Source organism: Chelatococcus asaccharovorans (genome assembly GCF_003201475.1).
Taxonomy (GTDB): domain Bacteria; phylum Pseudomonadota; class Alphaproteobacteria; order Rhizobiales; family Beijerinckiaceae; genus Chelatococcus; species Chelatococcus asaccharovorans.
Genome location: NZ_QJJK01000009.1, coordinates 1 through 23885 on the forward strand (window position 1 = coordinate 1; position 23885 = coordinate 23885).

Sequence of the window (23885 nt, forward strand, 5' to 3'; positions counted from 1 at the left end):
TCGCGACCGGTGTCGCATGCGGCATCCGGCCGGGCGCCGAGCTCCTGTCGTGCAGCATCCGCTCGCCGCCCGCCCGGAACCGCGCAAGCCACTTGTAGGCCGTGCGCTCGGAAATCCCGGCCGCTCGCGCAGCATCCGCGACGCGCCAGCCCCCTGCCACGATCCGATTCACCAAAAGGACTCGACCGTGAACGGTCATCCGCGCATTCTCATGCATGTTCATCCGGGCGCTCCGGTCAGGGTTGGTTGGCTTCGCAACCCCAACCTCACATCCCGGCCCCGGATGAACAACCTTCATAGCTTCGACAACTAGAGCCTGTCCGGTGAACTCCCGTTCACCGGACAGGCGTCACGTCTTCGTTTCTACGCATTGTCTTCACGCGAACCGGTGTCCACTTCGCTCGAAAATCCACCAGAGCATGCTGACTTTATACGGAACCGTGGTGTCATTCCGGGGCGGGCCGAAAGGCCCGGGCCCGGAACCCATGAACACCATGGTCTACCAGAGAGGCACAGTCCGATGCGTCTTTTCTCGGGCCGCGTGTTCATGGATCCCGGGCTCGTTGCTGCGCAACGCCCCGGGATGACCGTGGGATTCCATCCAAATACAACATGCTCCAGAGCAAGTCCGTCTGTTATGGACTTGTTTCGCATAGAACATAAACAAGTAAATTCACTGACTTCGATGGTACCGGACGATTCCATTCAAGTCGGATTGCGATCAAAGTTTTACAGTAATATATGGTATCGATTTATAAGTAGTCCAATTTTTCACAAATATATAGCCTATATTTCACCTTTCGCTATACGAAATCCGTGTCGAGTGAGCAGCTGGCGGCGTCACATCTGGCCGATTCGGCTTCTGCGAGATGATCCAGCGCGTGAAAAATTCCGACCGCCGCCGAATCGAAAACGGGGATTCCCAGGCGCGCCGCAAGCGCTTTCGCCGGCGCATAGCCGGCGAGATTGGTGCTCCAGATCAGGATCGCATCGGGTTTCGATTTCACCGCAAGGGCTTCGGCCTGCTGCTCGATCAACCCGGCCGGGATGTGCGCCGCTGCATAGTTGTCGCTGATCCCGAAATGGGCGCCCGCGACGATATCGATTCCCTGTCGCCCGAACGTCTCCGCGAGCTTCTGGGCGTCGTGATCATCGCCCTGGGACAGCAGGCCAATTCTCGTCAAGCCGCTGGCCTTCAGCAAGGCGACGGTGGCCAGCGCGGTGGTGGTCGCCTTGATGCCGGTGTCCCGTTCAATTGCTGCGCAGAGCCGCCTGTCGGGTTCGAAACCGAGCAGCGCGCCGCGGGTTGCGTTCCACAGGATGATGCCGGGCCTGGCTTCGGCGAGCATGGCCGCGGCGCGGCGGAACGGCTCCAAATCGTAACCGTCGGACGGGTGGCCCGCATAGGGAACGCGGGCGAAACAGGCATCGACATTGGGCAGGCCGGCGAGGATCGACCGCGTGACGCGTTCCACAATGCGGTTCGACGACGGCAGGATGATGCCAATGGCGGGAAGGGCAGGGGTCATCATCGCGTCACTGTTCCCGCACGATCAGCGTGCGTTCGAACGACCATTGCGCCGTCCATGGTTCTCCCGGCTGGGGATTGATGTCATTCAGCGCCTCGATGGGCAGGGAGGCGACGATGTCCGCGCCGTTGACGTCAAGCCAGATCGAGAGGGCCTGACCCTTGAAGACCGCCCGAAGGACCTTGCCGCTGACCGCATTCATGCTGTCGGCCCCTTCGCCCTGCGACAAGCGGATGCTCTCGGGCCGCACCACGACCGCGACATTGTCCCCGGGGCTCAGTTCGTTCGCCACGGTGCTGCGGAACAGAGGGCCGCTGTGCGCCCGCAAGACGGTGCATCCATCGGCCTTGCCGATGATCTCCGCCGGGAGAAAATTCGACGTGCCGATGAAATCCGCCACGAAATGGGAGGTCGGCCGCTCGTAGATGGCACGCGCCGTATCGACCTGCTCGATGCGCCCGCCGCGCATCACGGCGATCTGGTCGGCCAGCACGAGGGCCTCTTCCTGGTCGTGGGTCACGAGGATGGTCGTCAGGCCGAGCTCGTTGCAAAGCTGGCGAAGCTCGATCTGCATCTCTTCCCGCAGCTTCTTGTCGAGCGCACCGAAGGGCTCGTCGAGCAGAAGCACCCGCGGGCGGTAGACGATGGCACGGGCCAGGGCGACCCGCTGCTGCTGGCCGCCGGATAGGGCGGCCGGCATCCGGTCCTCGAAACCCGTCAGCCGCGTCAGCGCCAGCGCCTGCCGGGCGCGCTCGGTGATCACAGCCTTTGGAAGGCCGCGCATCGCGAGACCGAAGGCCACGTTCTCCAGAACCGTCAGATGCGGAAACAGCGCATAGTTCTGAAACAGCATGCCGAGGTTGCGCCGGTGCACCGGCAGCGCGGTGATGGACGATCCATCGATGGCGATTTCGCCCGCCGACGGGCTGATCAGTCCTGCAATCATCCTGAGCGTCGTCGTCTTGCCGCAGCCGGACGGTCCGAGCAACGCGAGGATCTCGCCGCTCGCAACGGTCAGACTGACGTTGTCGACCACCTGGTTGTCCCCGTAGCTGCGGCACAGGCCGCTCAGTTCGACCTTTGCACCGGCCGATGCCTTCATTCCTGCCAAGGCGCTCACTGGCTCTTCCCTTCACAACCTGAGCGAGGATGGGCCGGCTCGTCTCGGCGCCGTCCCATCCTCATGCGCCGGACCGACAATCGTCAGACGGCGAAGATGCCGTTGAGCTTTTCGGTCCAGGCAGAGCGTTTGCCGTTGATGTAGTCCCAATCGGGCGTGAACAGACCGCGCGCGTCCATCTGCTCGACCGGATAGGCAATGTATTTGGCGGTTTCGGCTGAGAATTCGATGCCGGAAACCGGGGGAGCGGTGAGTGCATATTCGGAGAAAGACTTCTGCACTGCCGGTTCGAGCATGCGGTTCATGAAGGCGACGGCGAGATCCTTGTTCGGTGCGCCCTTGACCAGCACCTGGCAGTTGTTGCCGGCAAAGCTGCCCTCCTTGGGGAAGCTCATGGTGACCGGCGCGCCCTTCGCCGTATAGGGATAGATGTATTTGGAGAGCTCGAGCAGGCCGATATCAGCCTGGCCCTGCGCCACCTCGTTCGCGGCCTGCGGACCGTTGTCGAACAGGTTCAGGATATTGGGTTTCAGTGCGGCGACTTTGTCGAAGCTGTCATCGATCAGATACTGCGCTTCCGCCAGAGGCTTGCCGGACTTCACGGCCGCGGCGACGATGAGGAAGAACACCGACGGCGTGTTCTTCGGGCTGACCAGCTTCAGCTTGCCGGCATATTCCGGCTTCCAGAGGTCGGCATAGCGCGCCGGAGGCTCGACTGAGGTATTGTGGAACAGGCTCGCGACGGAGATCGCGAGCGCCGTGCCCCAGCCATCGAAGCCGAAGCGCGGATAAAGGTTGGCGAGCGCCGGCATGTTGCCGGCCGGAAGCTGTTCGATCAGTCCTTCTGCCTTGCAGATCGGGATGGCGACGTCGTCGATGAACATCACCGAGAATTTCGGGTTGGCTTTCGTCGCCCGCATCTTGCCGACATTGGCCAGCGTGAAGCCTTCTTCTGCCGTAACCTTGCAGCCGAAGTCCTTCTCGAAGGCGGGAATGATCTGCTTCTTGACGAACTCGCCCTGCGACCCTCCCCAAATGCCGATCTGGATCTCCTTGCCCTCAGCCCAGGCGTTGCGGACAAAGCCCATGGGCGCCGCGACCGCGGTGGCGCCAAGCGCCAGTTTTCCAAATGAACGTCGCGATAGTCCGGTCATGATGTCATTCCCCTTTTTTGGTTTGATTGGGTGGCGGGCTGTCAGCTTGCGAGCCGGGCGAGGCTGATCCCGAAGACCTTCTCGATGACAAGCACAAGGAGAAGGGCGAAGCCGATCATCAGCGAGGCGATGGCGGCGATCGACGGATCGAAGGAGCGCTCGATGACGGTGTAGAGATAGAGCGGCACCGGGAAATGGTTGCCGTCGGCGAGCCACATGGAAATCGGATAGTCGTCGAAGGATACGATGAAGGAAAAGACTGCGCCCGCGAGAACGCCAGGGCGCACCTGGGGCCAGATCACCCTGATAGCCACGAGATGAGGTGCTGCGCCCAGCACCGCTGCCGCATCCTCGAGATTGCGGTTTGCCAGCACGAAGCTCGCCGAGACCGAGCGGATGACATAGGGCAGGCAGACGACCGTGTGGCCGATCACGAGCTGCATCATCGTGGCGCGGGACCCGAGCATGGAAAAGAGCTGGAGCAGGGCAACGCCGGTCACGATCAGCGGCACGATCAAAGGTGACAGGATGAGGCCGAGCACGACATCCTGGCCAACGACGCGATAGCGTGTGAGGCCGGCGGCGCAAGGCACGCCGAGGACGAGCGATACGGCGGTGACGATCGCGGCGAGTTCGAGCGAAAACAGGAAGCTGCCGCGCGCTTCGGGATTGGCGAGCACGGCGCCATACCACTGCAGCGTGAAGCCCTTGGGCGGAAACACGATATAGGGCGTGTCGGAGATCGACATCAGGAGCGGCACGACGAGCGGCGCCACCACGATCAGAAGAATGATGCCGACCACGATCTTCAACGGGGTGCTGACGGTCTCGTTCATCGGATGTCTCCCGTCCAGCGGGCGAAACGACGGTTGACGACCTTGAGGAAGACGAGATTGGCCGCAAGCACCATGGCAATCAGCAAGGTGGAGATCGCCGCGCCGAACGGCCAGTCGTTGAGGGTCAGGATCTGCTGTTCGATCAGCGTGCCGAGAAGCGGGGAGAAGTTTCCGCCGAGAATCTGCGGCGTCACATAAGCGGCTGCACTCAGCGAGAAGACGAGCGAGACGCCGACGGCAAGACCTGGCAGGCTGAGGGGAAAAATCACGCGCAGCATGACGGAGAGCTGCGGCGCGCCGGCGACCCTGGCAGCCTCCTCGACCGCGCGGTCGATCCGGCCGATGGCGCTCGCAAGCGGCATCACCATGAAGGGCAGATAGACATGCACGCAGGCGATCAGCACGGCCCATTCGGTATAAAGGAGAACCGGCGGGTTGGTGACGCCTGAGAGCTTCAGCAGCCAGGCGAGGGCACCGGTCTTGTTGAGGATCGTCTGCCAGCCATAAGAGCGCACCACCACGTTCACCAGAAGCGGCGCGAGGATCGTGATCGTCACGAGGCGCGCCAGCGCGGGCCCGCCGCGCGCAATGGCAATGGCGAGAGGATAGGCAAAGAGCGCGGCGATCACGCTGGTCAGCAGTGCGATCCGGATGGTCCGCAGCAGGATGCGGACATAGAGATCGCTGGAGAAGAGCCGGATATAGTTGTCCAGCGTGAACCCTTCGACCATCACACCATCGACGCTGCGTGCGCTGACGCTGAGATGGATCATCGTCAAGACCGGCCAGAGAAACCAGATCGCGAGAAAGAGAACAGCCGGCGCGACGAGCCAATATCCGGTGAAGCGGGTCCCGGAGAATATCGTCCAGGCGCGTTCGGCCGTGTGAGATGCAGCTTCGGTCACACGCCCGGAAACCTCGTCGCGGCGGGATGGGGATAGCATTGATGCTCTGACGCTGTCCCCGCTGCTCATCGGCCCGCCTCGTTCGAGATGTCCGGTTCTACTTCGCGCATTCCCCAGCTTGTGACGATACATAAACAGGGGAATGAGCGTTGCCGTCTAGAAGAGAATTGGCAATAGTCCATTCGGAAAATTAGGATGCTTGGATGCGCGCGTCTCTCACCCCCGCCGCCCTGCGCTACGCGGACCAGGTTGCCCGGTCGGGGTCGATCCAGAAGGCTGCCAAGGAGCTGAACGTCGCGGCCTCCGCTATCGACCGGCAGATCCTGCTGCTTGAACAGGATCTGGGTGTCGAGCTCTTCGAGCGCCTGCCGCGCGGCATGCGGCTGACGCCGGCCGGCGACATGCTTGTCACCCTCGCGCGCCGCTGGCGGTCGGATGAGCGGCGCATCGCGGCCGATATCAAGCAATTGCAAGGCATTCATCAGGGCCAGGTGCGGCTCGCCGCCATGGACAGCCACGCCAACGGGTTCCTGCCGCGCCTGATCGAACGTCTGGCGGCAGAGCAACCGCGCATTGCGCTCGCGGTGGAGATCGCCACGCCGGATGATGCGCTTCAAGCTCTGCTTGCGGGGGAGGCGGATATCGCTGCCATCTTCAACCTGTCACCACGGCGTGACGTGCACATGCTCTTCACCACGGAGCTGCCGCTCGGCTGTATCGTGGCCCCCGGTCACCCGCTGGCGAAGGCCAAAACCACAAGCCTCCAGGAGGCGGTCACCTATCCCATCGCGCTGCAGAGCAAGGCGCTGATGATCCGCCGCTACCTCGACGCACGCTACGGCTGGCTTTTCACCGATCCGCAGAAGGCTATCGTCACCAATTCCCTGCAACTCGTGAAGCAACTCGCCAAAAGCGGCCGCTACGTCGCGTTCACGTCGGAACTGGATGCGGCCGCGGAACTCATCGAAGGATCGCTGATCTTCTTGCCGGTGCGCGACAAGGGGGCCGAACCCCAGACCCTCAGTGTTGCTATCGATGCCCGCAAGCATCTTTCACGTATTGGTCGGCTGGTCGCCGACGTGGCCATCGAGGAAATCACTCTATCTCTGGAGAACGTAAGGCGGATTTAGTCCCAGGGGATGCCTCCGGCGTGCCTTTCGGCGCGTTGACGAATCGCGGGGCTCCCGGCATCCTCGCCGTGGCGTGGCCTGCGCCCAACCTCCCAAGACCCACCCCAGCAGGGTCTCACACGGAGGCAAAGGGACTGATGTCTCGGGTCGCTGTCTTGGTCCGGCCGTTCCGGATGCGGTTGCTGGGGAACTTCGTCCGGAACGTGAGAGGCCTGACAATGACGAAGAACGCCAATTTCAAACGCCGTGTTCGCGCGCGCGCCGCGAAAACCGGTGAGTCCTACACGGCCGCCCTCAGGCAGCTTCGTGGACGTGCTGCTGATGAAGCGGCGCCCGCGGTGCAATCGATCCGCCTGGCGGTCGCGCAGACCACGAGCTTCGACAATCCCCTTGATAGCGACGGGCTTCGCCGCAGCGGGGCGGAGATCCGGCAGTTGATGCGCGAGGCCCAAGCGGCGGGTGCGAGGCTGGTCCATTTTGCCGAGGGTGCGACCTGTGCCCCGAACAAGCGCATCATGTCTGCCAGTGGCCCGGAAACCGTCGGTCCGTCCGATTGGACACGCTTCGAATGGGCCGTGCTCCGCGAGGAGCTTGAGGCGACGCGGAGGCTCGCCGGGGAGCTCGGGATATGGACGGTGATCGGATCGGTCCATCAGCTCACCGAGCCGCACCGACCGCATAACAGTCTGTATGTCATGTCCGACAGCGGGCATCTCGTCACGCGCTATGACGAGCGCATGCTCTCCAACACGAAGATATCGTTCATGTATACACCGGGTGGAAGCCCGGTGACCTTCGATGTCGACGGCTTCCGGTTTGGATGTGCGCTCGGAATGGAGGCGCATTTCCCGGAGATCTTCATCGAATACGAGCGGCTTGACGTGGATTGTGTGCTGTTCTCGACCACCGATGGTGCGTCGCCCGGCAACCGGGCCTTCGCCGTCGAGGTGCAGGGGCATGCTGCAAGCCATCGCTACTGGGTCAGTTTGGCGGCGCTCGCGCGGCCGGGCTCGGCCGTTCCTTCGGGCATTGCGGCGCCCGGCGGTCAATGGGCCGCCTGTTGCGCGACCGATGGAATGCCCTCGCTGGCCGTGGTCGATATCAGCGACGACCCGGACGATCTCGCCCGGCCCTGGAGGCGGCGGGCGAGGACGGGCCTCTATGAGGCGCATCGGGTGGCGGACGATCCGCGCAGCATCGCGCGCGATCTCTTCTAGGATCACGTAACTCGGCAACAGCCGCGTTACGTCGCCATCCCCATGCGAGAACTGGCCGGTGAACTCCGGTTCGTCCCATAGGCAAAAATTTGAAAGCAAGCATCGGAGTGGCGACGAGACAAAGGCGTCCTAACCTTGGAGCATGGTCAATCATTCAACCGGCCGCCAGATGTCCCTTTGGCGTGACGCGCCAATCGGCACCGCTTCGCTCCGGTTGCACAAGGATGTAAGGTCGCGTCATGCACCAGAGCCAACTCCGACATAACCAAGTCCAACATAACCATGGCCAACAGCATCAAGGCCAACAGGGCCAGTCCCTCGCGATGACAACGGAAACGGATCCGCGCTGGCAGGCTGTCATCACGCGCGACGCCGCCGCTGACGGCGGCTTCGTCTATGCGGTGAAGACGACCGGCGTTTATTGCCGCCCGTCCTGCCCGGCCCGCACCGCGAAGCCCGCCAATGTCACGTTCTTTGCCACAGGCGGCGAGGCGGCTGCGGCAGGCTATCGCCCCTGCCTGCGCTGCCGGCCGGATGAGGCCCCGCGCGCCGAGCGGGATGCCGCTATCATCGCGCGGGCCTGCCGGCTGATCGAGACGGCCGAGACCTTGCCGACCCTCGAGACGCTTGCGACGGCGCTCGGCCTCAGCCCCTTCCATCTTCACCGCCAGTTCAAGGCTGTCACCGGCGTGACGCCCAAGGCCTATGGCATGGCGGCGCGCATGCGCCGGATGCGCGAAGAGCTCGCGGCGAAAGAAACCTCGATCACCGCCGCGATCTATGAGGCCGGCTTTGCGTCCAACAGTCGCTTCTACGAGACGTCGAACGAAGCGCTGGGCATGACGCCGACCCGCTACCGCAAGGGGGGCGAGGGCACCGCCATCCGCTTTGCGGTCGGTGAATGCTCCCTCGGCTCGATCCTCGTGGCGGCCAGCAGCAAGGGGGTTTGCGCCATCACGCTGGGAGACGACCCCGACGCGCTGACCCGCGACCTGCAGGACCGTTTCCCCAAGGCCGATATCATCGGCGGTGACGCGGATTTCGAGGCCATGGTCGCCAAGGTGGTGGGCTTCGTCGAGGCACCGGCGCTGGGGCTCGACCTGCCGCTCGATGTGCGTGGTACCGCGTTCCAGCAGCGCGTCTGGGATGCCTTGCGCACCATCCCGGCCGGGCAGACCGTGAGCTATGCCGCGATCGCGGAGCGGATCGGCGCGCCGAAGGCCGTGCGGGCCGTCGCGCAGGCCTGTGGCGCCAATGCGATCGCCGTCGCCATTCCCTGCCACCGCGTCGTGCGCCATGACGGTGCGCTCTCCGGCTATCGCTGGGGCGTCGCGCGCAAGCGCGCGCTCCTTGCCAAGGAGGGCGTGCGATGACCGCGCCCGCCACCGTCCTCAAGCGACCCCGGAGCGGCGTGGATGCCGGCCCCGACGTCGCGCGCTTCGACTGGGGTGCGATCGCGGCGTCGCTGGATAGCTGGGGCTGCGCCACCCTCGAGGGGCTTCTGCCGGCTAAGACATGTCGTGATATCGCGGCCCTCTATCCGGAAGAGATGCATTTCCGCAGCCATATCCACATGGCCCGCCATGGTTTTGGCAAAGGCGAATATCGCTACTTCAAATATCCGCTGCCTGGATTACTGGCTGATTTGCGCCAAGACCTTTATCCCTATCTGGCGAGCGTCGCCAATCTGTGGAACGAGAAGATGGGGGTTGCCCAGCGCTATCCGCTGGAACACCGGGATTTCCTGCAACAATGCCATGCGGCCGGGCAGACGCGGCCGACGCCGCTGCTGCTGCAATACGGGCCGGGTGATTTCAATTGCCTGCATCAGGATCTCTACGGCGATCTCGCTTTCCCGCTGCAGGTGGCGATCCTCCTTTCGGAGCCGGGGCGCGATTTCACGGGCGGTGAATTCGTCCTGACGGAGCAGCGCCCGCGCATGCAGAGCCGGGCGGAGGTCGTGCCCTTGCGCCAGGGCGATGCGGTGATCTTCGCCGTGAACGACCGGCCTGTCGCGGGCACCCGTGGCACCTATCGCGTCAAGATGCGCCACGGCGTCAGCCGTATCCGCTCCGGCCAGCGGCACACCGTCGGCGTCATCTTCCATGACGCGCGCTAGCGCCGCTTTCACCCCCTTGATCCTGGACACCATCGACACGCCGCTCGGTGGTTTTCTGGTGTTGAGCGACGGCGACGGGGTGGTTCATGCTGCCGATTTCGCCGATTGCGAGGCCCGGCTCTGGGCATTGCTTTCCCGGAATCGAGGCGCCGCATCGCTGGATATCGAGCGCGGCGCTGTGCCGCCGGGCTTGAAAGGCAAGGTCGCAGCCTATTTCGCCGGCGATGTCCGGGCGCTCGACAGCATTGTGCTTGCACCGCGCGGCACGGACTTCCAGTCGAGCCTTTGGGCTGGACTGCGGACCGTTCCGCCCGGGTCGACGCTGAGTTATGCCGGGATGGCCGCGACGATCGGGCGTCCCACGGCGGTGCGGGCGGTGGGCCATGCCAATGGCGCCAATCCCTTCTGCATCATCGTTCCCTGTCATCGTCTCACAGGCGCGGATGGCGGTCTTGTGGGTTACAGCGGCGGGCTTGAGCGCAAGCGATGGCTGCTGGATCATGAGCGCCGCCATGCGCCTCCGGTCTGACGGCCGGCCGGTGCATAAGTTCAGGCGCGGGTCTTGCGCTCCTTGACGTCCTTTTCCCAGCCGAAGACGCTGCGTCCACCGAAGAGCGGCGCATCCTCGAACTCCCGGCTGACGATCGTCCCGAAATCGGGGCCTTTCGCATAGCGCTCCACCTGGCGGGCCTGGTCGTCGAGGCGCTTCAGGGCCGCCAATTCCTCGTCGCGGCCGAGGCGCCCCTTCTCAACGGCGGATTTCATGAGCCTGATGGTTTCATCATAGACCTTCAGCGGCACGGGAAAGGGATGCCTGTCCTTGCCGCCATGGGCAAAGGAAAAGCGCGCGGGGTCCGAAAAGCGGCAGGGCGCGCCATGCACGACCTCGGCGACCATGGCGAGCGCTTTCACCGTGCGCTGGCCCACGCCCGGCACGAGCAGGAGTTCACTGAAGTCTTTCGGGCCGCGATCGGCTGCGGCTGCCAGGGTGCCGTGCAGGCGCCGCATGACGACATCGTCCGGCCTGACATCATGGTGGGCCGGCATGTCGAGGTGGGGCAGGAGAGGCTGCAAAGTCTGGGGGCGACGCGACTTCGGGGATGGCGCATCGCTGAGGCGGGCGAGTTCGCGCAGGATCGCGTCGGGGCCGGTCTCGCTCAGCAGGGTGAGTTGGTCGCGTCGTGACGGCGCGGCGCGCCTGTCGGCGAGATTGACGATCTCGCCTTGCTCGCGGCCTTCGATGGCGGCGTGCGGGGAATCGAGGAAGCTCTCGAGCCCCTCGGATTTCCAGTGGTAGCGGCGGGCCAGGCGGCGATCGCCGTTCATCCCCTGCTGGACGACGACCCAGGACCCGTCGTCGGTCACGATGAACCCGTGCAGATAGAGGTCGAACCCATCCTGCACCGCTGCGCTGTCGACCTTGGCGACGAGCCGGCTCGTCTGGGCGAGGGCTCCGCCATCGAAGCCGGTGCGCTCGCCGATCGCGATCAGCTCATCGGGCGTCTTGCGGGAATGGGCGCCGCGCCCGCCGCAGACATGGATGCCGAGTTCCCCGGCCAAGGGCGTGAGGCCGCGCTTCAATGCGCCGATGACACTCGTGGTGATGCCGGACGAATGCCAGTCCATGCCCATGACGGCGCCGAAGGACTGGAACCAGAAGGGATGCGCCAGCCGTCGCAGCAGCTCGTCGCGCCCATAATGCTGGACGATCGCCTCGGAGATCAGCGCCCCCAGCCTGGTCATGCGCTGGCCGAGCCATGGCGGCACACGGCCGCCGTGGAGCGGAAGATTGGCGCTGCCGGCTCTCTGGGCCATGGCGGGCTGGGTCCTTTCTTTTCGTGCCGGAACGGAGCGCTGGAATCAGCCGATTGTCAGTGTATCACGGCGCGATTGGGCTCCGGCCCCCCGCTGTCATCCCGGAAACGCGCAAGCTGGTGCCCCGGATCCCGAAACGGAGCGCATCAGGTCGAGGACAGGCGCTCTGCACGCAGGCTCACGGTGACCCGGATAACCCGAAGCGTCTATTCAACCTGATAGGGGATGATGTTGCGGCGGCTCGCATCCATGGTGATGCGCCGATCGATCGGCGGCATGGCGCGCTGGTAGCAATCGGTGCGCTCGCAGAGCCGGCAGCTCACGCCGATCCTGACGAGCGGTGACGGATTGCGCAAATCGACCGCGTCGGAATAGACGAACTCGCTGGCATAGGCGAGTTCGCAGCCGAAACCGATGGAATAACGCAGGCGCAGCGCATCGAAGCGCGCCTCGCCCTTGGTGATGGCGCGGGCGATGGAGAGATAGCGCGACCCGTCCGGCATCTCGGCCGCCTGCACGAGGAAGCGGTCCGGGGTCTCGAAGGCCTCGTGGATGTTCCAGATCGGGCAGGCGCCGCCATAGCGCGCGAACTGGAAGCGCGTGGCGCTGTGGCGCTTGGTGATGTTGCCGGCGCGGTCGACGCGCAGGAAATAGGTCGGGATGCCCTCGAGCCCAGGGCGCTGCAGGGTCGAGAGGCGGTGGCAGACCTGCTCCATGCTGACGCTGAAGGTCGTCGCCAGGCGCTCGATATCGTGGCGCATGCGGCGGGCCTCTTCCAGGATATGCCCGTAGGGCATGACGAGGGCGCCGGCGAAATAATTGGCGAGTGCGGCCGCGCAGACCTTGCCGGCGTCCGGGCTGTGAAAGGCCGCAGACGCGACAAGTCCGTCGATCGCCTCGCCATAGGCCAGGAACGCGAGATGCCGGGCCAGCGCGAAGGATTGCGTCGCGCGCGGCAGCGTATCGTTGAGGATGATGCGTCCGCGGTCCCTGTCGAGCCGGCTCACGAAATGCGAGCCGTCGACCGGTGTCTGGCGCTCGATCGTGAGATTGAACGCCGCCTCCAGATGCTGCGCCAGCGCATTGGCCGTGCCGCCGGGCGCGCCGCCCCAGCGCCGGGCCAGTTCCTCGGCGGCATGGTCGAGGCTGTCGACGTAATTGCCGATGAAGTGGAAGTAGTCGCGCACTTCGTCGAAAGCCGATTGCTGCACGGATGCGCCGCTCGACCCGCCCGATGTCGTGAGGGCCTCGTCCAGCGCCCGGTGCCGTTCCTCCAGGCGCCGATAGAGGGCATGGAGGTCGACCAGCGCGCGCCCCACCCGTGGGGCATGCAGCGAGAGTGCCTTCAACTCGCGCAGCGTGATGTCCGGCGGGCCGAAGGCGGGATCACTCAGGAGTTCGCGGAGCGTGCCGACGAGCCGGTCGCTGTCGTTGTCGGAAAAGACCGACACATTGACGCGCAGCACGCGCGCCAGTTCGACCACCACCGTGCCCGACAGGCTGCGCTGGTTGGCCTCGATCTGGCTCATATAGCTCGGTGAGACGCCGATGCGCTTGGCAAGCTCGATCTGTGTCCAGCCCCGTGCCTCGCGCAGGCTGCGCACGGCATCGCCGGCAAACAATTTTCGGGCCATCGGAAATTCGCAATAAGTTGAAATGCCAAATTCACATTTTTACAATTTTGCACGAAAAGCCTTTGCGAGACAATATCCCTTCTGGATTATCGGCGCTTGTGTTCTAATTTGCCGCATCCCAATTCGCGGCGATGGGCGGACAATGCGCGATATTCTCGAACGGCTGGAAGAACGGCGCGAGCAAGCGCGGCAGGGGGGAGGCGAGCGTCGGGTGAAGGCCCAGCACGCCCGGGGCAAGCTGACGGCGCGCGAACGCATCGATCTCCTGCTTGATGAGGGATCCTTCGAGGAGTTCGACATGTTCGTCGAACACCGCTCGACGGATTTCGGCATGGAGAAGCAGAAGATCCCCGGCGATGGCGTCGTCACCGGCTGGGGCACCATCAACGGCCGCAAGGTCTTCCTGTTTTCCAAGGACTTCACGGTCTTCGGCGGTTCCCTGTCCGAGACCCATGCCGCCAAGATCGTCAAGATCCAGGACATGGCCGTGAAGATGCGCTGCCCGATCATCGGCCTGTTCGATGCCGGCGGCGCCCGCATCCAGGAGGGCGTCGCTGCGCTCGGCGGCTATGGCGAGGTCTTCAAGCGCAATGTGGTCGCCTCCGGCGTCATCCCGCAGATCTCGGTGATCATGGGACCCTGCGCGGGCGGCGATGTCTATTCGCCGGCCATGACCGATTTCATCTTCATGGTGCGCGACACCTCCTACATGTTCGTCACCGGTCCCGAGGTCGTGAAGACGGTCACCAACGAGACGGTGACGTCGGAAGAGCTCGGCGGTGCGAAGGTTCACACATCGCGTTCGTCGGTCGCCGACGGGGCCTTCGACAATGACGTCGAGGCGCTCCTGCAGATCCGCCGGCTGATGGATTTCCTGCCGGCCAACAACACCGAGGGGGCGCCGCACTGGCCGAGCCTCGACGAGCCGGACCGCGTGGAGACCTCGCTCGATACGCTCGTGCCCGACAATCCGAACGTGCCTTACGACATCAAGGAATTGATCCTCAAGGTCGTGGACGAGCGGGATTTCTTCGAGGTGCAGCAGGCCTTCGCCGGCAATATCGTCGTCGGCTTCGGGCGGATCGAGGGGCGCACGGTCGGCATCGTCGCCAACCAGCCGATGGTGCTGGCCGGCGTGCTCGATTCCGACGCCTCCCGCAAGGCCGCGCGCTTCGTGCGCTTCTGCGACGCCTTCGAGATCCCGATCGTCACCTTCGTCGATGTGCCCGGCTTCCTGCCCGGCACGGCGCAGGAATATGGCGGGCTCATCAAGCACGGCGCCAAGCTTCTCTATGCCTATTCGGAAGCCACCGTGCCGCTCGTCACGGTGATCACCCGCAAGGCCTTCGGCGGCGCCTATGACGTCATGGCCTCCAAACATGTCGGCGGCGACGTCAACTATGCCTGGCCGACGGCGCAGATCGCGGTGATGGGCGCCAAGGGCGCGGTGGAGATCATCTTCCGGCAGGACGCCGGCGACGCGGATGCCATCGCCGTCCACACAAAAGGCTACGAGGAGCGCTTCATGTCGCCCTTCGTGGCGGCCGAGCGCGGCTATATCGACGAGGTGATCAAGCCGCATTCCACCCGCCGACGCGTCGGCCGGGCGCTCGCCATGCTCGCCTCCAAGCGCGCGGAGACGCCGTGGCGGAAGCACGATAATATCCCCTTGTGAGGAAGCGCCCGGTGTTCTCGAAAATACTCATCGCCAATCGCGGCGAGATCGCCTGCCGCATCATCAAGACAGCCCGGCGCATGGGCATCAAGACGGTGGCGGTCTATTCTGACGCCGACCGTGATGCGCTCCATGTGGCGATGGCCGACGAGGCCGTCGCCATCGGCCCGGCGCCGGCTGCCGAGAGCTATCTCGTCATCGACAAGATCATCGCCGCCTGCAAGGAGACCGGCGCCGAGGCGGTGCATCCGGGCTACGGCTTCCTCTCCGAGCGCGCGGCCTTTCCCGAGGCGCTGGCGGCGGCCGGGATCGTCTTCATCGGCCCCAATCCGGCGGCGATCGCCGCGATGGGCGACAAGATCGAGTCGAAGAAGGCGGCGGCCGCTGCGAATGTGTCAACGGTGCCGGGCTATCTCGGCGTCATCGAGAGCCCCGAACATGCGGTGGCGATCGCCGGCGAGATCGGTTTCCCCGTGATGATCAAGGCCTCGGCCGGCGGTGGCGGCAAGGGCATGCGCATCGCCTATTCCGCCGACGAGGTGGCGGAGGGCTTCGCACGCGCCAAGTCGGAGGCGGCTTCCTCCTTCGGCGATGACCGCGTCTTCGTGGAGAAGTTCATCACCGATCCGCGCCATGTCGAAATCCAGGTCCTGGGCGACAAGCACGGCCATGTCATCTATCTCGGCGAGCGTGAATGCTCCATCCAGCGCCGCAACCAGAAGGTGCTGGAGGAGGCGCCGTCGCCACTGCTCGACGAAGAGACGCGCCGCGCCATGGGCGAGCAGGCCGTCGCGCTGGCAAAGGCGGTCGGCTATGATTCCGCCGGCACGGTGGAATTCGTCGCCGGCCAGGACCGCTCCTTCTACTTCCTCGAGATGAACACCCGCCTGCAGGTGGAGCATCCGGTGACGGAGCTCGTCACCGGCGTCGATCTCGTCGAGGAGATGATCCGGGTGGCGGCCGGCGAGCCGCTGCGGCTGGCGCAGAAGGATGTGAAGCTCGACGGCTGGGCGGTCGAGAGCCGAATCTACGCCGAGGACCCGACGCGCAGCTTCCTCCCCTCGACCGGCCGGCTCGTCACCTATCGTCCGCCCGCCGAGGGTGTCAGCGACGGCGTGACCCTGCGCAACGACACCGGCGTCTACGAGGGCGGCGAGATCTCGATCTACTACGACCCGATGATCGCCAAGCTGGTGACGCATGCGCCGACCCGCGCCGCCGCCATCGAGGCGCAAGCGACGGGTCTCGATGCCTTCGCCATCGAGGGCATCCGGCACAACATCCCCTTCCTCTCGGCGCTGATGCACCATCCGCGTTGGCGTGAGGGGCAGCTCTCCACGGGCTTCATCGCCGAGGAATTCCCGGACGGATTCGCCAATGCGGCGCCGACCGGTGAGACGGCGCTGCGCATCGCGGTGGTGGCCACCGCCATCGACCATCTCCTCAACACGCGCAAGCGCCGGATTTCCGGGCAGATGCCGACGGCACGGCCGGTCACCTTCTCGCGTCAGCGCATCGCGCGGGTGGGGGAGGAGCGCTTCGTCCTGATGGTGGATGGCGAGGCGGACGGCACGCTCGCGCTGGTCGCCGAGGACGGGCGCCGGATCACGGCGGCTTCACGCTGGCGTCCCGGTGAGCCGGTCTGGCATGGTGCCATCGATGGCGTCTCGGTTGCCATGCAGGTCATCGCCATCGCCAATGGCGTCCGGCTGAGCCATGCCGGCGCCATCGCCGATGTGCGGGTGGAGACCCCGCGCGAGGCCGAACTCGCCGCGCTGATGCCGGTGAAGGAACTGGCTGACAGCGGCAAGCAGCTGCTCTGCCCGATGCCGGGGCTCGTCAAGCTCATCGCCGTGACGGCGGGGCAGGAGGTCAGGGCGGGCGAGACGCTGGCCATCGTCGAGGCGATGAAGATGGAAAACGTGCTGAAGGCCGACAGGGACGGCACCGTTGCGCAGGTGCTCGCCAAGGAAGGCCAGAGCCTCGCCGTCGATGCCGTCATCCTTGAATTTGCCTGAGGCATGCGGAGGAACGTCATGACCGCCCATCGCGAGCCCGCTGCCGCTTCGGCCGAGGCCCACAGCCCGGATATTCCGGGCGTGGATGAGTGGCGTGCGCTGGTGGACAAGGTGCTGAAGGGCGCCGATTTCGAGCGCGTGCTGGTCGGTCGCACGGCCGACGGGATCCGTATCGATCCGCTCTATGCCAAGGCAAGCGGCGCCCCGCGGGCCTTGCGCGCGGCGCCCGGACGCTGGACGATCGCCCAGCCGGTGGATCATCCGGACGGCGCGGAGGCGAACCGTCTGGCGCTCGCCGATCTCAACGGTGGGGCCGACGCGCTGACGCTTGTCTGCGAAGGCGCGCGCGGGGCGCGCGGGTTCGGGCTTCCGGTGACGGCGATTTCGGACGCGCTGGACAACGTGCATCTCGACCTGATCCGCCTGCGCGTCGAGCCGCCGCCCTTCGCCGGGCAGGCAGTCTTCGCAGCGCTCGGCGCGGTCATCGCCGGGCGCGGTCTCGATGCCGGTTCGCTCGCCATCGATTGGGGTGTCGATCCCATCGGCGACATGGCCGCGACCGGAACGGCGCCGAAGCCTTGGCCGGAGCTCGCTACTGACGCGGCGGCGCTGGTCGCGTCCGTGCGTGCGGCCGGCTTCCGCGGCGCTGTCCTGCGTGCCGACGGGCGCGTGCATCACGAGGCCGGCGCCACCGAGGCGCAGGAACTCGCGGCGGTGCTCGCCTGCGGCGTGGCCTATCTCCGCGCCCTGGAGGCGGCGGGCGTGCCGCTGGATGAGGCGCGGCGCGCCATCAGCTTCACGCTGGTCGCCGATGCCGATGAATTCCTCACGGTGGCGAAGCTCCGCGCGCTGCGGCGTCTCTGGGCCGCCGTCGAGCGCGCCTCTGGGCTTGCGCCCGCGCCGATCCAACTCGCGGCGGAAACGGCGTGGCGGATGACGACCCGGCATGATCCCTTCGTCAACATGCTGCGCAACACCATGGCCGTGTTTTCGGCGGCGGTCGGCGGGGCGGATGTCATCACCGTGCTGCCGCATACGGCGCCGCTTGGGCTGGCCGACGCTTTCGCCCGCCGCATGGCACGCAACACCCAGATCATCCTCGCCGAGGAAAGCAATATCTGGCGCGTCGCCGACCCGGCCGCCGGTGCCGGCGGCTTCGAGGCCTTGACGGCCGCGCTCTGCGACACGGCTTGGGGCCTGTTCCAGCGCATCGAGGCCGAGGGCGGTCTCGCGGCGATGCTCGCGAGCGGGGCCTGGCAGGCTGAGGTGGCCACAGCGCGGGAGGCGCGCGCCAAGGCGATCGCGCGGCGGAAGCAGCCTTTGACCGGCACGACCGCCTTCCCGAACCTTGATGAGGCCCCCGTGGCCGTGCTGATGCCGGCGGTGCAGCCGGAGGAGGAAACAGGCGCAGATATCCCCGCCGCGGCGTTCCCTGCCATGAAGGCGGCGCGGGTGGCGGAACCCGTCGAGCGCCTGCGTGACCACGCCGTGGCGCGGGGCTATACGGTTTTACTCGCCACGCTCGGCAAGCCGGCCGATTTCGCGGCGCGCGCGGGCTTCGCGCGGGGTGTCTTCGAGACGGGTGGGCTTCGCACCACGGGCAGTGAGGGTTTTGCGTCCTATGAGGCGCTCATCGCGGCCTATCGCGCGTCGGGTGCTCCCATCGCCTGCATCTCATCCTCCGATGATCGCTATGACAGCCTGGCGGCCGATGCCGCAGTTCCCGGCGAAACGCTGGCCGAGGAGGCCGCCCGCGGCCTCGTTGCGGCCGGCTGCGAGATGGTGATGCTGGCCGGTGCCGGCGGGGCGCGCGAGGCGGCGCGGCGCGAGGCCGGTGTCGACGCGTTTCTCGTGGCGGGCATGGATGTGGTCGATTTCCTCGAGAAGACGATGGCGCGGCTCGATGCGCAGGATGCGTCATCCGAAGCGGAGGGCGGAGCATGAGCCGGATTCCCGATTTCACGACGGTCAAGCCGGCCTTCGCGGCGACGCCCAACCCCACCGTTCCGGATGACACCTGGGAGACGCCGGAGGCGATCGCCGTCAAGCCGCTCTATGGCGAGGCCGACCGGGCGGGGCTCGATTTCGTCGACAGCCTGCCGGGGATCGTGCCCTTCGTGCGCGGACCCTATCCCACCATGTATGTCAACCAGCCCTGGACCATCCGGCAATATGCCGGCTTCTCCACGGCGGAAGATTCCAACGCCTTCTACCGCCGCAATCTCGCCGCCGGGCAGAAGGGGCTGTCGGTCGCCTTCGATCTCGCCACCCACCGCGGCTATGACAGCGACCATCCGCGCGTCGCCGGCGACGTCGGCATGGCCGGGGTGGCGATCGATTCCATCTATGACATGCGCACGCTGTTTTCCGGCATCCCGCTCGACAAGATGAGCGTGTCGATGACGATGAACGGCGCGGTGCTGCCGATCCTGGCGCTTTATATCGTCGCGGCGGAAGAGCAGGGCGTGTCGCCGGACAAGTTGTCGGGCACCATCCAGAACGATATTCTCAAAGAATTCATGGTGCGCAACACTTATATCTACCCGCCTGCCGGGTCGATGCGCATCATCTCCGACATATTCGCCTATACGTCGCAGCATATGCCGAAGTTCAACTCCATCTCGATTTCCGGCTATCATATGCAGGAAGCCGGCGCGACGGCGGATCTCGAACTCGCCTATACGCTGGCCGACGGCGTCGATTACATCAGGGCCGGCATCGCCGCAGGGCTGCCGATCGACAGCTTTGCCCCGCGCCTGTCGTTCTTCTGGGCGATCGGCATGAACTTCTTCATGGAAGTCGCGAAGATGCGGGCCGGGCGACTGTTGTGGTCGCGGCTCGTGAAAGGGTTCAATCCGCAGTCCGACAAGTCGCTGGCGCTCAGGACCCATTGCCAGACCTCCGGCTGGTCCCTGACGGCGCAGGACGTGTTCAACAACGTGACGCGCACGGCGATTGAGGCCATGGCCGCGACCCAGGGCCATACCCAGTCGCTGCACACCAACGCGCTCGACGAGGCGCTGGCGCTGCCGACGGATTTCTCGGCGCGCATCGCCCGCAACACCCAGCTCTTCATCCAGCAGGAATCCGGCACGACGCGCATCATCGATCCCTGGGGCGGCTCCTATTATGTCGAGCGCCTGACGGCCGATCTCGCGGCCAAGGCGTGGGAGCATATCGAGGAGGTCGAGAAGCTCGGCGGCATGGCGAAAGCCATCGAGGCCGGCATCCCGAAGCTGCGCATCGAGGAGGCCGCCGCCAAGACGCAGGCGCGGATCGATGCCGGCCAGCAGGTCGTCGTCGGGGTCAATCGCTTCCGTGTCGACAACGAGCCGCCGATCGACGTGCTCAAGGTGGACAATTCGGCCGTCCGCGCCCGCCAGATCGAGAAACTGGAACGCCTGAAGGCCGAACGCGACGCCGGCCGCGTGAAGGCAGCGCTTGCCGCCTTGGCCGAGGCGGCGCGCTCGGGCCGAGGCAACCTGCTCGCGCTCGGCGTCGATGCGGCCCGCGAAAAGGCGACGGTCGGCGAGATATCCTCGGCCCTTGAGGAGGCATGGGGCCGCCACAGGGCCGAGGTGAAGATCAATTCCGGCGTCTACAAGACGGCCTTTGGCGCCGATGACGACAGGCTCGCGCGCGTCAATCGCCTCGTCCGCGATTTCACGGAAGAGGCGGGCAATCCGCCGCGCATCCTCATCGCCAAGATGGGCCAGGACGGGCATGATCGCGGCCAGAAGGTGATCGCGACGGGCTTCGCCGACCTCGGCTTCGACGTGGTGATCGGCCCGTTGTTCGCAACGCCGGAGGAGGCCGCGGACCAGGCGATCGCCCAGGATGTCCACGTCGTCGGCGTGTCCTCGCTCGCCGCCGGGCATCTCACGCTGGTGCCGGCGCTGAAGGCGGAGCTCGACAGGCGCGGGCGCTCCGACATCCTCATCGTCGTCGGCGGGGTCATCCCGCCGCAGGATTATGATGCGCTCTACGCCGCGGGCGCCATCGCCATCTTCCCGCCGGGAACGCCCATCACCGATGCGGCGCTTGCGGTGCTCGACCGGCTGAACACCCATCTCGGCTTCCGCCAGAAGGATCCAGCCGCCTATCTTTGAAGGGGTAAAGGTCTGCCATGATCGGACGCTTGAACCATGTGGCCATCGCCGTGCCGGATCTCGACGCCGCGGCGGCGCTCTATCGCGACAGCCTCGGCGCGGACGTGACGCCGGCGCAGATATTGCCGGCCCATGGCGTGCGGCTTGTGTTCGTCAATCTGCCGAACACGAAGATCGAGCTGATGGAGCCGCTCGACGAAAGTTCGCCGATCGCCTCCTTTCTGGCGAAGAACCCGTCTGGCGGGATTCACCATGTCTGCTACGAGGTGGACGACATCCTCGCCGCGCGCGACCACCTCACGGCGACCGGCGCGCGCGTGCTGGGCAGCGGCGAGCCCAAGACGGGTGCGCATGGCCTGCCCGTCTTGTTCCTGCATCCCAAGGACTTCAACGGCACGCTGATCGAGCTGGAAGAAGCCGCGTCTTAGGGTCAGGACCCATTGTCTGGGCCCGCGTCGATCCGCACCAGATCCATTGCGGGTCACGGAGAATATCCAAACTGGATCCTTGCCTCACTCGCGCGGCGCGAGAACTGAACTATCGTCTCATGCGGCGTCATTCCGTGGCGGAGGAGATAGGCGGGCTCGGTCATGATCAGGCGGTTTGAATACAATGCCCGTCCGGCTCGGATCATCTTTGGACCAGGCGCCGTCGCGCGTCTGGCTGACGAGATTACGGCAAGTGGTTGCCGGCGCGCGCTCCTGCTTTCGACGCCAGGCCGAAGGAAGGACGCCGAGGCGATCGCGCGCGCGCTGGATTCCAGAGCTGCCGGCCTATTCGCGGGGGCCGCCATGCATACGCCGGTCGCGGTGACCGAGCAGGCCATGCAGGTGTTTGCCGCCGTGAATGCGGACTGCGTCGTCGCCTTCGGAGGCGGCTCGACCATCGGGCTCGGCAAGGCCATCGCCTACCGCAACGGTGCTACGCAATTCGTCATCGTGACCACCTATGCCGGCTCCGAGGTCACGCCGGTTCTCGGTCAAACCGAAAACGGCCTCAAGACCACGGTTCTGCATTCACGCATTCTCCCGGACGTCGTCCTTTACGATCCTGAACTCACCTTGGACCTTCCGGTCGAGACGAGCGTCAACAGCGCTCTCAACGCCATGGCCCATGCCGTGGAGGGGCTCTATGCGCAGGACCGTAATCCTCTCTCTTCCCTGTCCGCCGTCGAGGGCATCCGCTCGCTGCTGCAGGCCTTGCCGATTATCGCCCGCAATCCGCGAGACATCGATGCACGCGGTCAGGCTCTCTATGGTTCATGGCTTTGCGGCACCGTCCTCGGCACTGTGGGAATGGCGCTGCACCACAAGCTTTGTCACACGCTGGGCGGCAGCTTCGGTCTTCCCCATGCGGAGACCCACGCGGTTCTCTTGCCCCACTGCGTTGCCTACAACATGAGCGCGGCCGCAGAGGCGCTGGCGCCTCTCGCGGCGTTCTTCAAGGGATCGATCGCCGGCGGCCTCCATGACTTTGCCACATCGCTCGGTGCGCCGCGTTCGCTCCGGGAGCTTGGCCTGCAGGCCGCCGATCTCGATCGCGCGGCGGAGCTCGCCGTCCGGAATCCCTACTGGAACCCGCGCCCAGTAGAAAAGGAACCGATCCGGGACGTGCTCCGGCAAGCCTGGGAAGGCCGCAGGCCGCAATAAGGACACGGGGAGGGAAACAACATGGCGGACTATTTCACCGAGGCGCATTCCGCAGAGGTGGTCAACGGGCGTATGGGACACACGGTCAATCCCCGGCTTGGCCTGGTGATGTCGTCGCTCGTCAAGCATTTGCACGCCTTTGCCAAAGATGTCGGCCTCACCCAGAAGGAATGGGAGCTCGCCATCGACTTTCTGACGCGCACCGGCCAGCTCTGTGATGACGAGCGTCAGGAATTCATCCTGCTCAGCGACACCTTGGGATTATCCATGCTGGTTGATGCGATCAACAACCGCAGGCCGGAAGGTGCAACGGAGAATACGGTGCTCGGCCCTTTTCATGTCGCGGGGGCACCGCTCCGGTCGATGGGGGACAATATCTCGCTGGATGGCAAGGGCGAGACATGTCTCTTCAGGGGGCGGGTCGTCGACCTCGACGGAACACCGATCGAAGGTGCCCGCATCGACGTCTGGTCCGACAATCCCGATGGATATTACGACGTTCAGCAGCCCGGCATCCAACCGAAATGGAACAACCGCGGCCTCTTCGTGACCGGGGCCGACGGCCGATACTGGTTCATCGGCATTAAGCCGGTCGCCTATCCTATTCCAGATGACGGGCCTGTCGGGCAGATGCTGCACAATCTCGGCCGCCATCCGTATCGCCCTGCTCACACCCATTTTCTCGTCACCGCCGACGGCTACCAGACATTGGTGACCCATACCTTCGTCGGGGACGATCCCTATTTGACCTCGGATGCGGTGTTCGGTGTGAAGAACAGCCTTATCGCACCTTTCATACGGGTCGACGCGGAGACGGTCTGGCGCTCAGATTTCGATTTCGTGCTGACGCCGATCGCCCGGGCCGGAACGGCAGCGGGCTGAAACACGGCTGCAGCCTCACCGCCGGTTATCGTGCCGGCGGTATTGCAATGTCCTTTTGCCGTGACCTGATCGCGCCGCCTGCGGCAAGACGCC

Annotated in this window: 20 protein-coding genes; 12 read left to right on the forward strand and 8 right to left on the reverse strand. The window is 65.2% G+C overall.

Features of this window, described 5'->3' with window-relative positions; translation table 11 throughout:
• The 6 genes from C7450_RS20835 to C7450_RS20860 all read right to left on the reverse strand — a co-directional run.
• Positions 1–223, reverse strand: a 223-nt coding sequence (locus tag C7450_RS20835; RefSeq protein ID WP_170147346.1) for a leucine zipper domain-containing protein, incomplete at its 3' end; no start/stop codon positions are given.
• Positions 224–803: 580 nt separating this feature from the next.
• Complete coding sequence (locus tag C7450_RS20840; RefSeq protein ID WP_110376399.1) at positions 804–1532, reverse strand: aspartate racemase/maleate isomerase family protein; 729 nt, start codon at positions 1530–1532, stop codon at positions 804–806.
• Positions 1533–1536: 4 nt separating this feature from the next.
• On the reverse strand, positions 1537–2649 hold the full coding sequence (locus C7450_RS20845) for an ABC transporter ATP-binding protein (protein WP_146227431.1): 1113 nt from the start codon (positions 2647–2649) through the stop codon (positions 1537–1539).
• An 83-nt stretch (positions 2650–2732) separates the two neighbouring features.
• A complete protein-coding gene (locus tag C7450_RS20850; RefSeq protein ID WP_110376401.1) occupies positions 2733–3803 on the reverse strand; it encodes an extracellular solute-binding protein in 1071 nt (356 codons plus the stop codon).
• Positions 3804–3844: 41 nt separating this feature from the next.
• Entirely contained in the window at positions 3845–4639 is a 795-nt protein-coding gene (locus C7450_RS20855; RefSeq protein WP_110376402.1) for an ABC transporter permease, read from the reverse strand.
• Positions 4636–5544 (reverse strand): ABC transporter permease, encoded by a 909-nt coding sequence (locus C7450_RS20860; RefSeq protein WP_170147347.1) that lies wholly within the window; start codon positions 5542–5544, stop codon positions 4636–4638. Before C7450_RS20860 ends, C7450_RS20855 begins: the two co-directional genes overlap by 4 nt.
• Positions 5545–5747: 203 nt before the next feature.
• Between C7450_RS20860 and C7450_RS20865 the strand changes: the two genes are divergently transcribed.
• The 5 genes from C7450_RS20865 (at position 5748) to C7450_RS20885 (ending at position 10539) form a co-directional block, all read left to right on the forward strand.
• Positions 5748–6674 (forward strand): LysR family transcriptional regulator, encoded by a 927-nt coding sequence (locus C7450_RS20865; protein WP_110376404.1) that lies wholly within the window; start codon positions 5748–5750, stop codon positions 6672–6674.
• Positions 6675–6892: 218 nt separating this feature from the next.
• Entirely contained in the window at positions 6893–7891 is a 999-nt protein-coding gene (locus tag C7450_RS20870; RefSeq protein ID WP_110376405.1) for a carbon-nitrogen hydrolase family protein, read from the forward strand.
• 323 nt (positions 7892–8214) lie between these two features.
• A complete protein-coding gene (ada, locus tag C7450_RS20875) occupies positions 8215–9264 on the forward strand; it encodes a bifunctional DNA-binding transcriptional regulator/O6-methylguanine-DNA methyltransferase Ada (protein WP_110376406.1) in 1050 nt (349 codons plus the stop codon).
• On the forward strand, positions 9261–10010 hold the full coding sequence (locus C7450_RS20880) for a 2OG-Fe(II) oxygenase (protein ID WP_110376407.1): 750 nt from the start codon (positions 9261–9263) through the stop codon (positions 10008–10010). The genes ada and C7450_RS20880 overlap by 4 nt, the downstream gene beginning before the upstream one ends.
• Positions 9997–10539: a methylated-DNA--[protein]-cysteine S-methyltransferase gene (locus C7450_RS20885; RefSeq protein WP_110376408.1), complete on the forward strand. Its 543-nt coding sequence runs from the start codon at positions 9997–9999 to the stop codon at positions 10537–10539. Before C7450_RS20880 ends, C7450_RS20885 begins: the two co-directional genes overlap by 14 nt.
• A 20-nt stretch (positions 10540–10559) precedes the next feature.
• Here C7450_RS20885 and C7450_RS20890 read toward each other — a convergent pair whose 3' ends face one another.
• Both C7450_RS20890 and C7450_RS20895 read right to left on the reverse strand, forming a co-directional pair.
• Positions 10560–11825 carry a DUF763 domain-containing protein gene (locus tag C7450_RS20890; protein WP_110376409.1) on the reverse strand — a complete coding sequence of 422 codons (1266 nt, stop codon included), beginning with the start codon at positions 11823–11825 and terminating at the stop codon, positions 10560–10562.
• Between the two features lie 206 nt (positions 11826–12031).
• Positions 12032–13459, reverse strand: a complete 1428-nt coding sequence (locus tag C7450_RS20895; protein WP_110376410.1) for a helix-turn-helix domain-containing protein — start codon at positions 13457–13459, stop codon at positions 12032–12034.
• A 142-nt stretch (positions 13460–13601) separates the two neighbouring features.
• Between C7450_RS20895 and C7450_RS20900 the strand changes: the two genes are divergently transcribed.
• The 7 genes from C7450_RS20900 (at position 13602) to C7450_RS20930 (ending at position 23792) form a co-directional block, all read left to right on the forward strand.
• Positions 13602–15134, forward strand: coding sequence for an acyl-CoA carboxylase subunit beta (locus tag C7450_RS20900; RefSeq protein ID WP_110376411.1), 1533 nt, complete (start codon positions 13602–13604; stop codon positions 15132–15134).
• A gap of 11 nt (positions 15135–15145) precedes the next feature.
• Positions 15146–17152, forward strand: a complete 2007-nt coding sequence (locus tag C7450_RS20905) for an acetyl-CoA carboxylase biotin carboxylase subunit (RefSeq protein WP_110376412.1) — start codon at positions 15146–15148, stop codon at positions 17150–17152.
• An 18-nt stretch (positions 17153–17170) separates the two neighbouring features.
• Complete coding sequence (locus C7450_RS20910; RefSeq protein ID WP_110376413.1) at positions 17171–19096, forward strand: methylmalonyl-CoA mutase subunit beta; 1926 nt, start codon at positions 17171–17173, stop codon at positions 19094–19096.
• Positions 19093–21261: a methylmalonyl-CoA mutase gene (gene scpA / locus C7450_RS20915; protein WP_110376414.1), complete on the forward strand. Its 2169-nt coding sequence runs from the start codon at positions 19093–19095 to the stop codon at positions 21259–21261. The genes C7450_RS20910 and scpA overlap by 4 nt, the downstream gene beginning before the upstream one ends.
• A 17-nt stretch (positions 21262–21278) precedes the next feature.
• A complete protein-coding gene (gene mce / locus C7450_RS20920; RefSeq protein WP_110376415.1) occupies positions 21279–21689 on the forward strand; it encodes a methylmalonyl-CoA epimerase in 411 nt (136 codons plus the stop codon).
• A gap of 162 nt (positions 21690–21851) precedes the next feature.
• Complete coding sequence (locus tag C7450_RS20925) at positions 21852–22910, forward strand: maleylacetate reductase (RefSeq protein ID WP_110376416.1); 1059 nt, start codon at positions 21852–21854, stop codon at positions 22908–22910.
• A 21-nt stretch (positions 22911–22931) separates the two neighbouring features.
• Positions 22932–23792: an intradiol ring-cleavage dioxygenase gene (locus tag C7450_RS20930; RefSeq protein WP_110376417.1), complete on the forward strand. Its 861-nt coding sequence runs from the start codon at positions 22932–22934 to the stop codon at positions 23790–23792.
• Positions 23793–23885 lie beyond the last annotated feature (93 nt).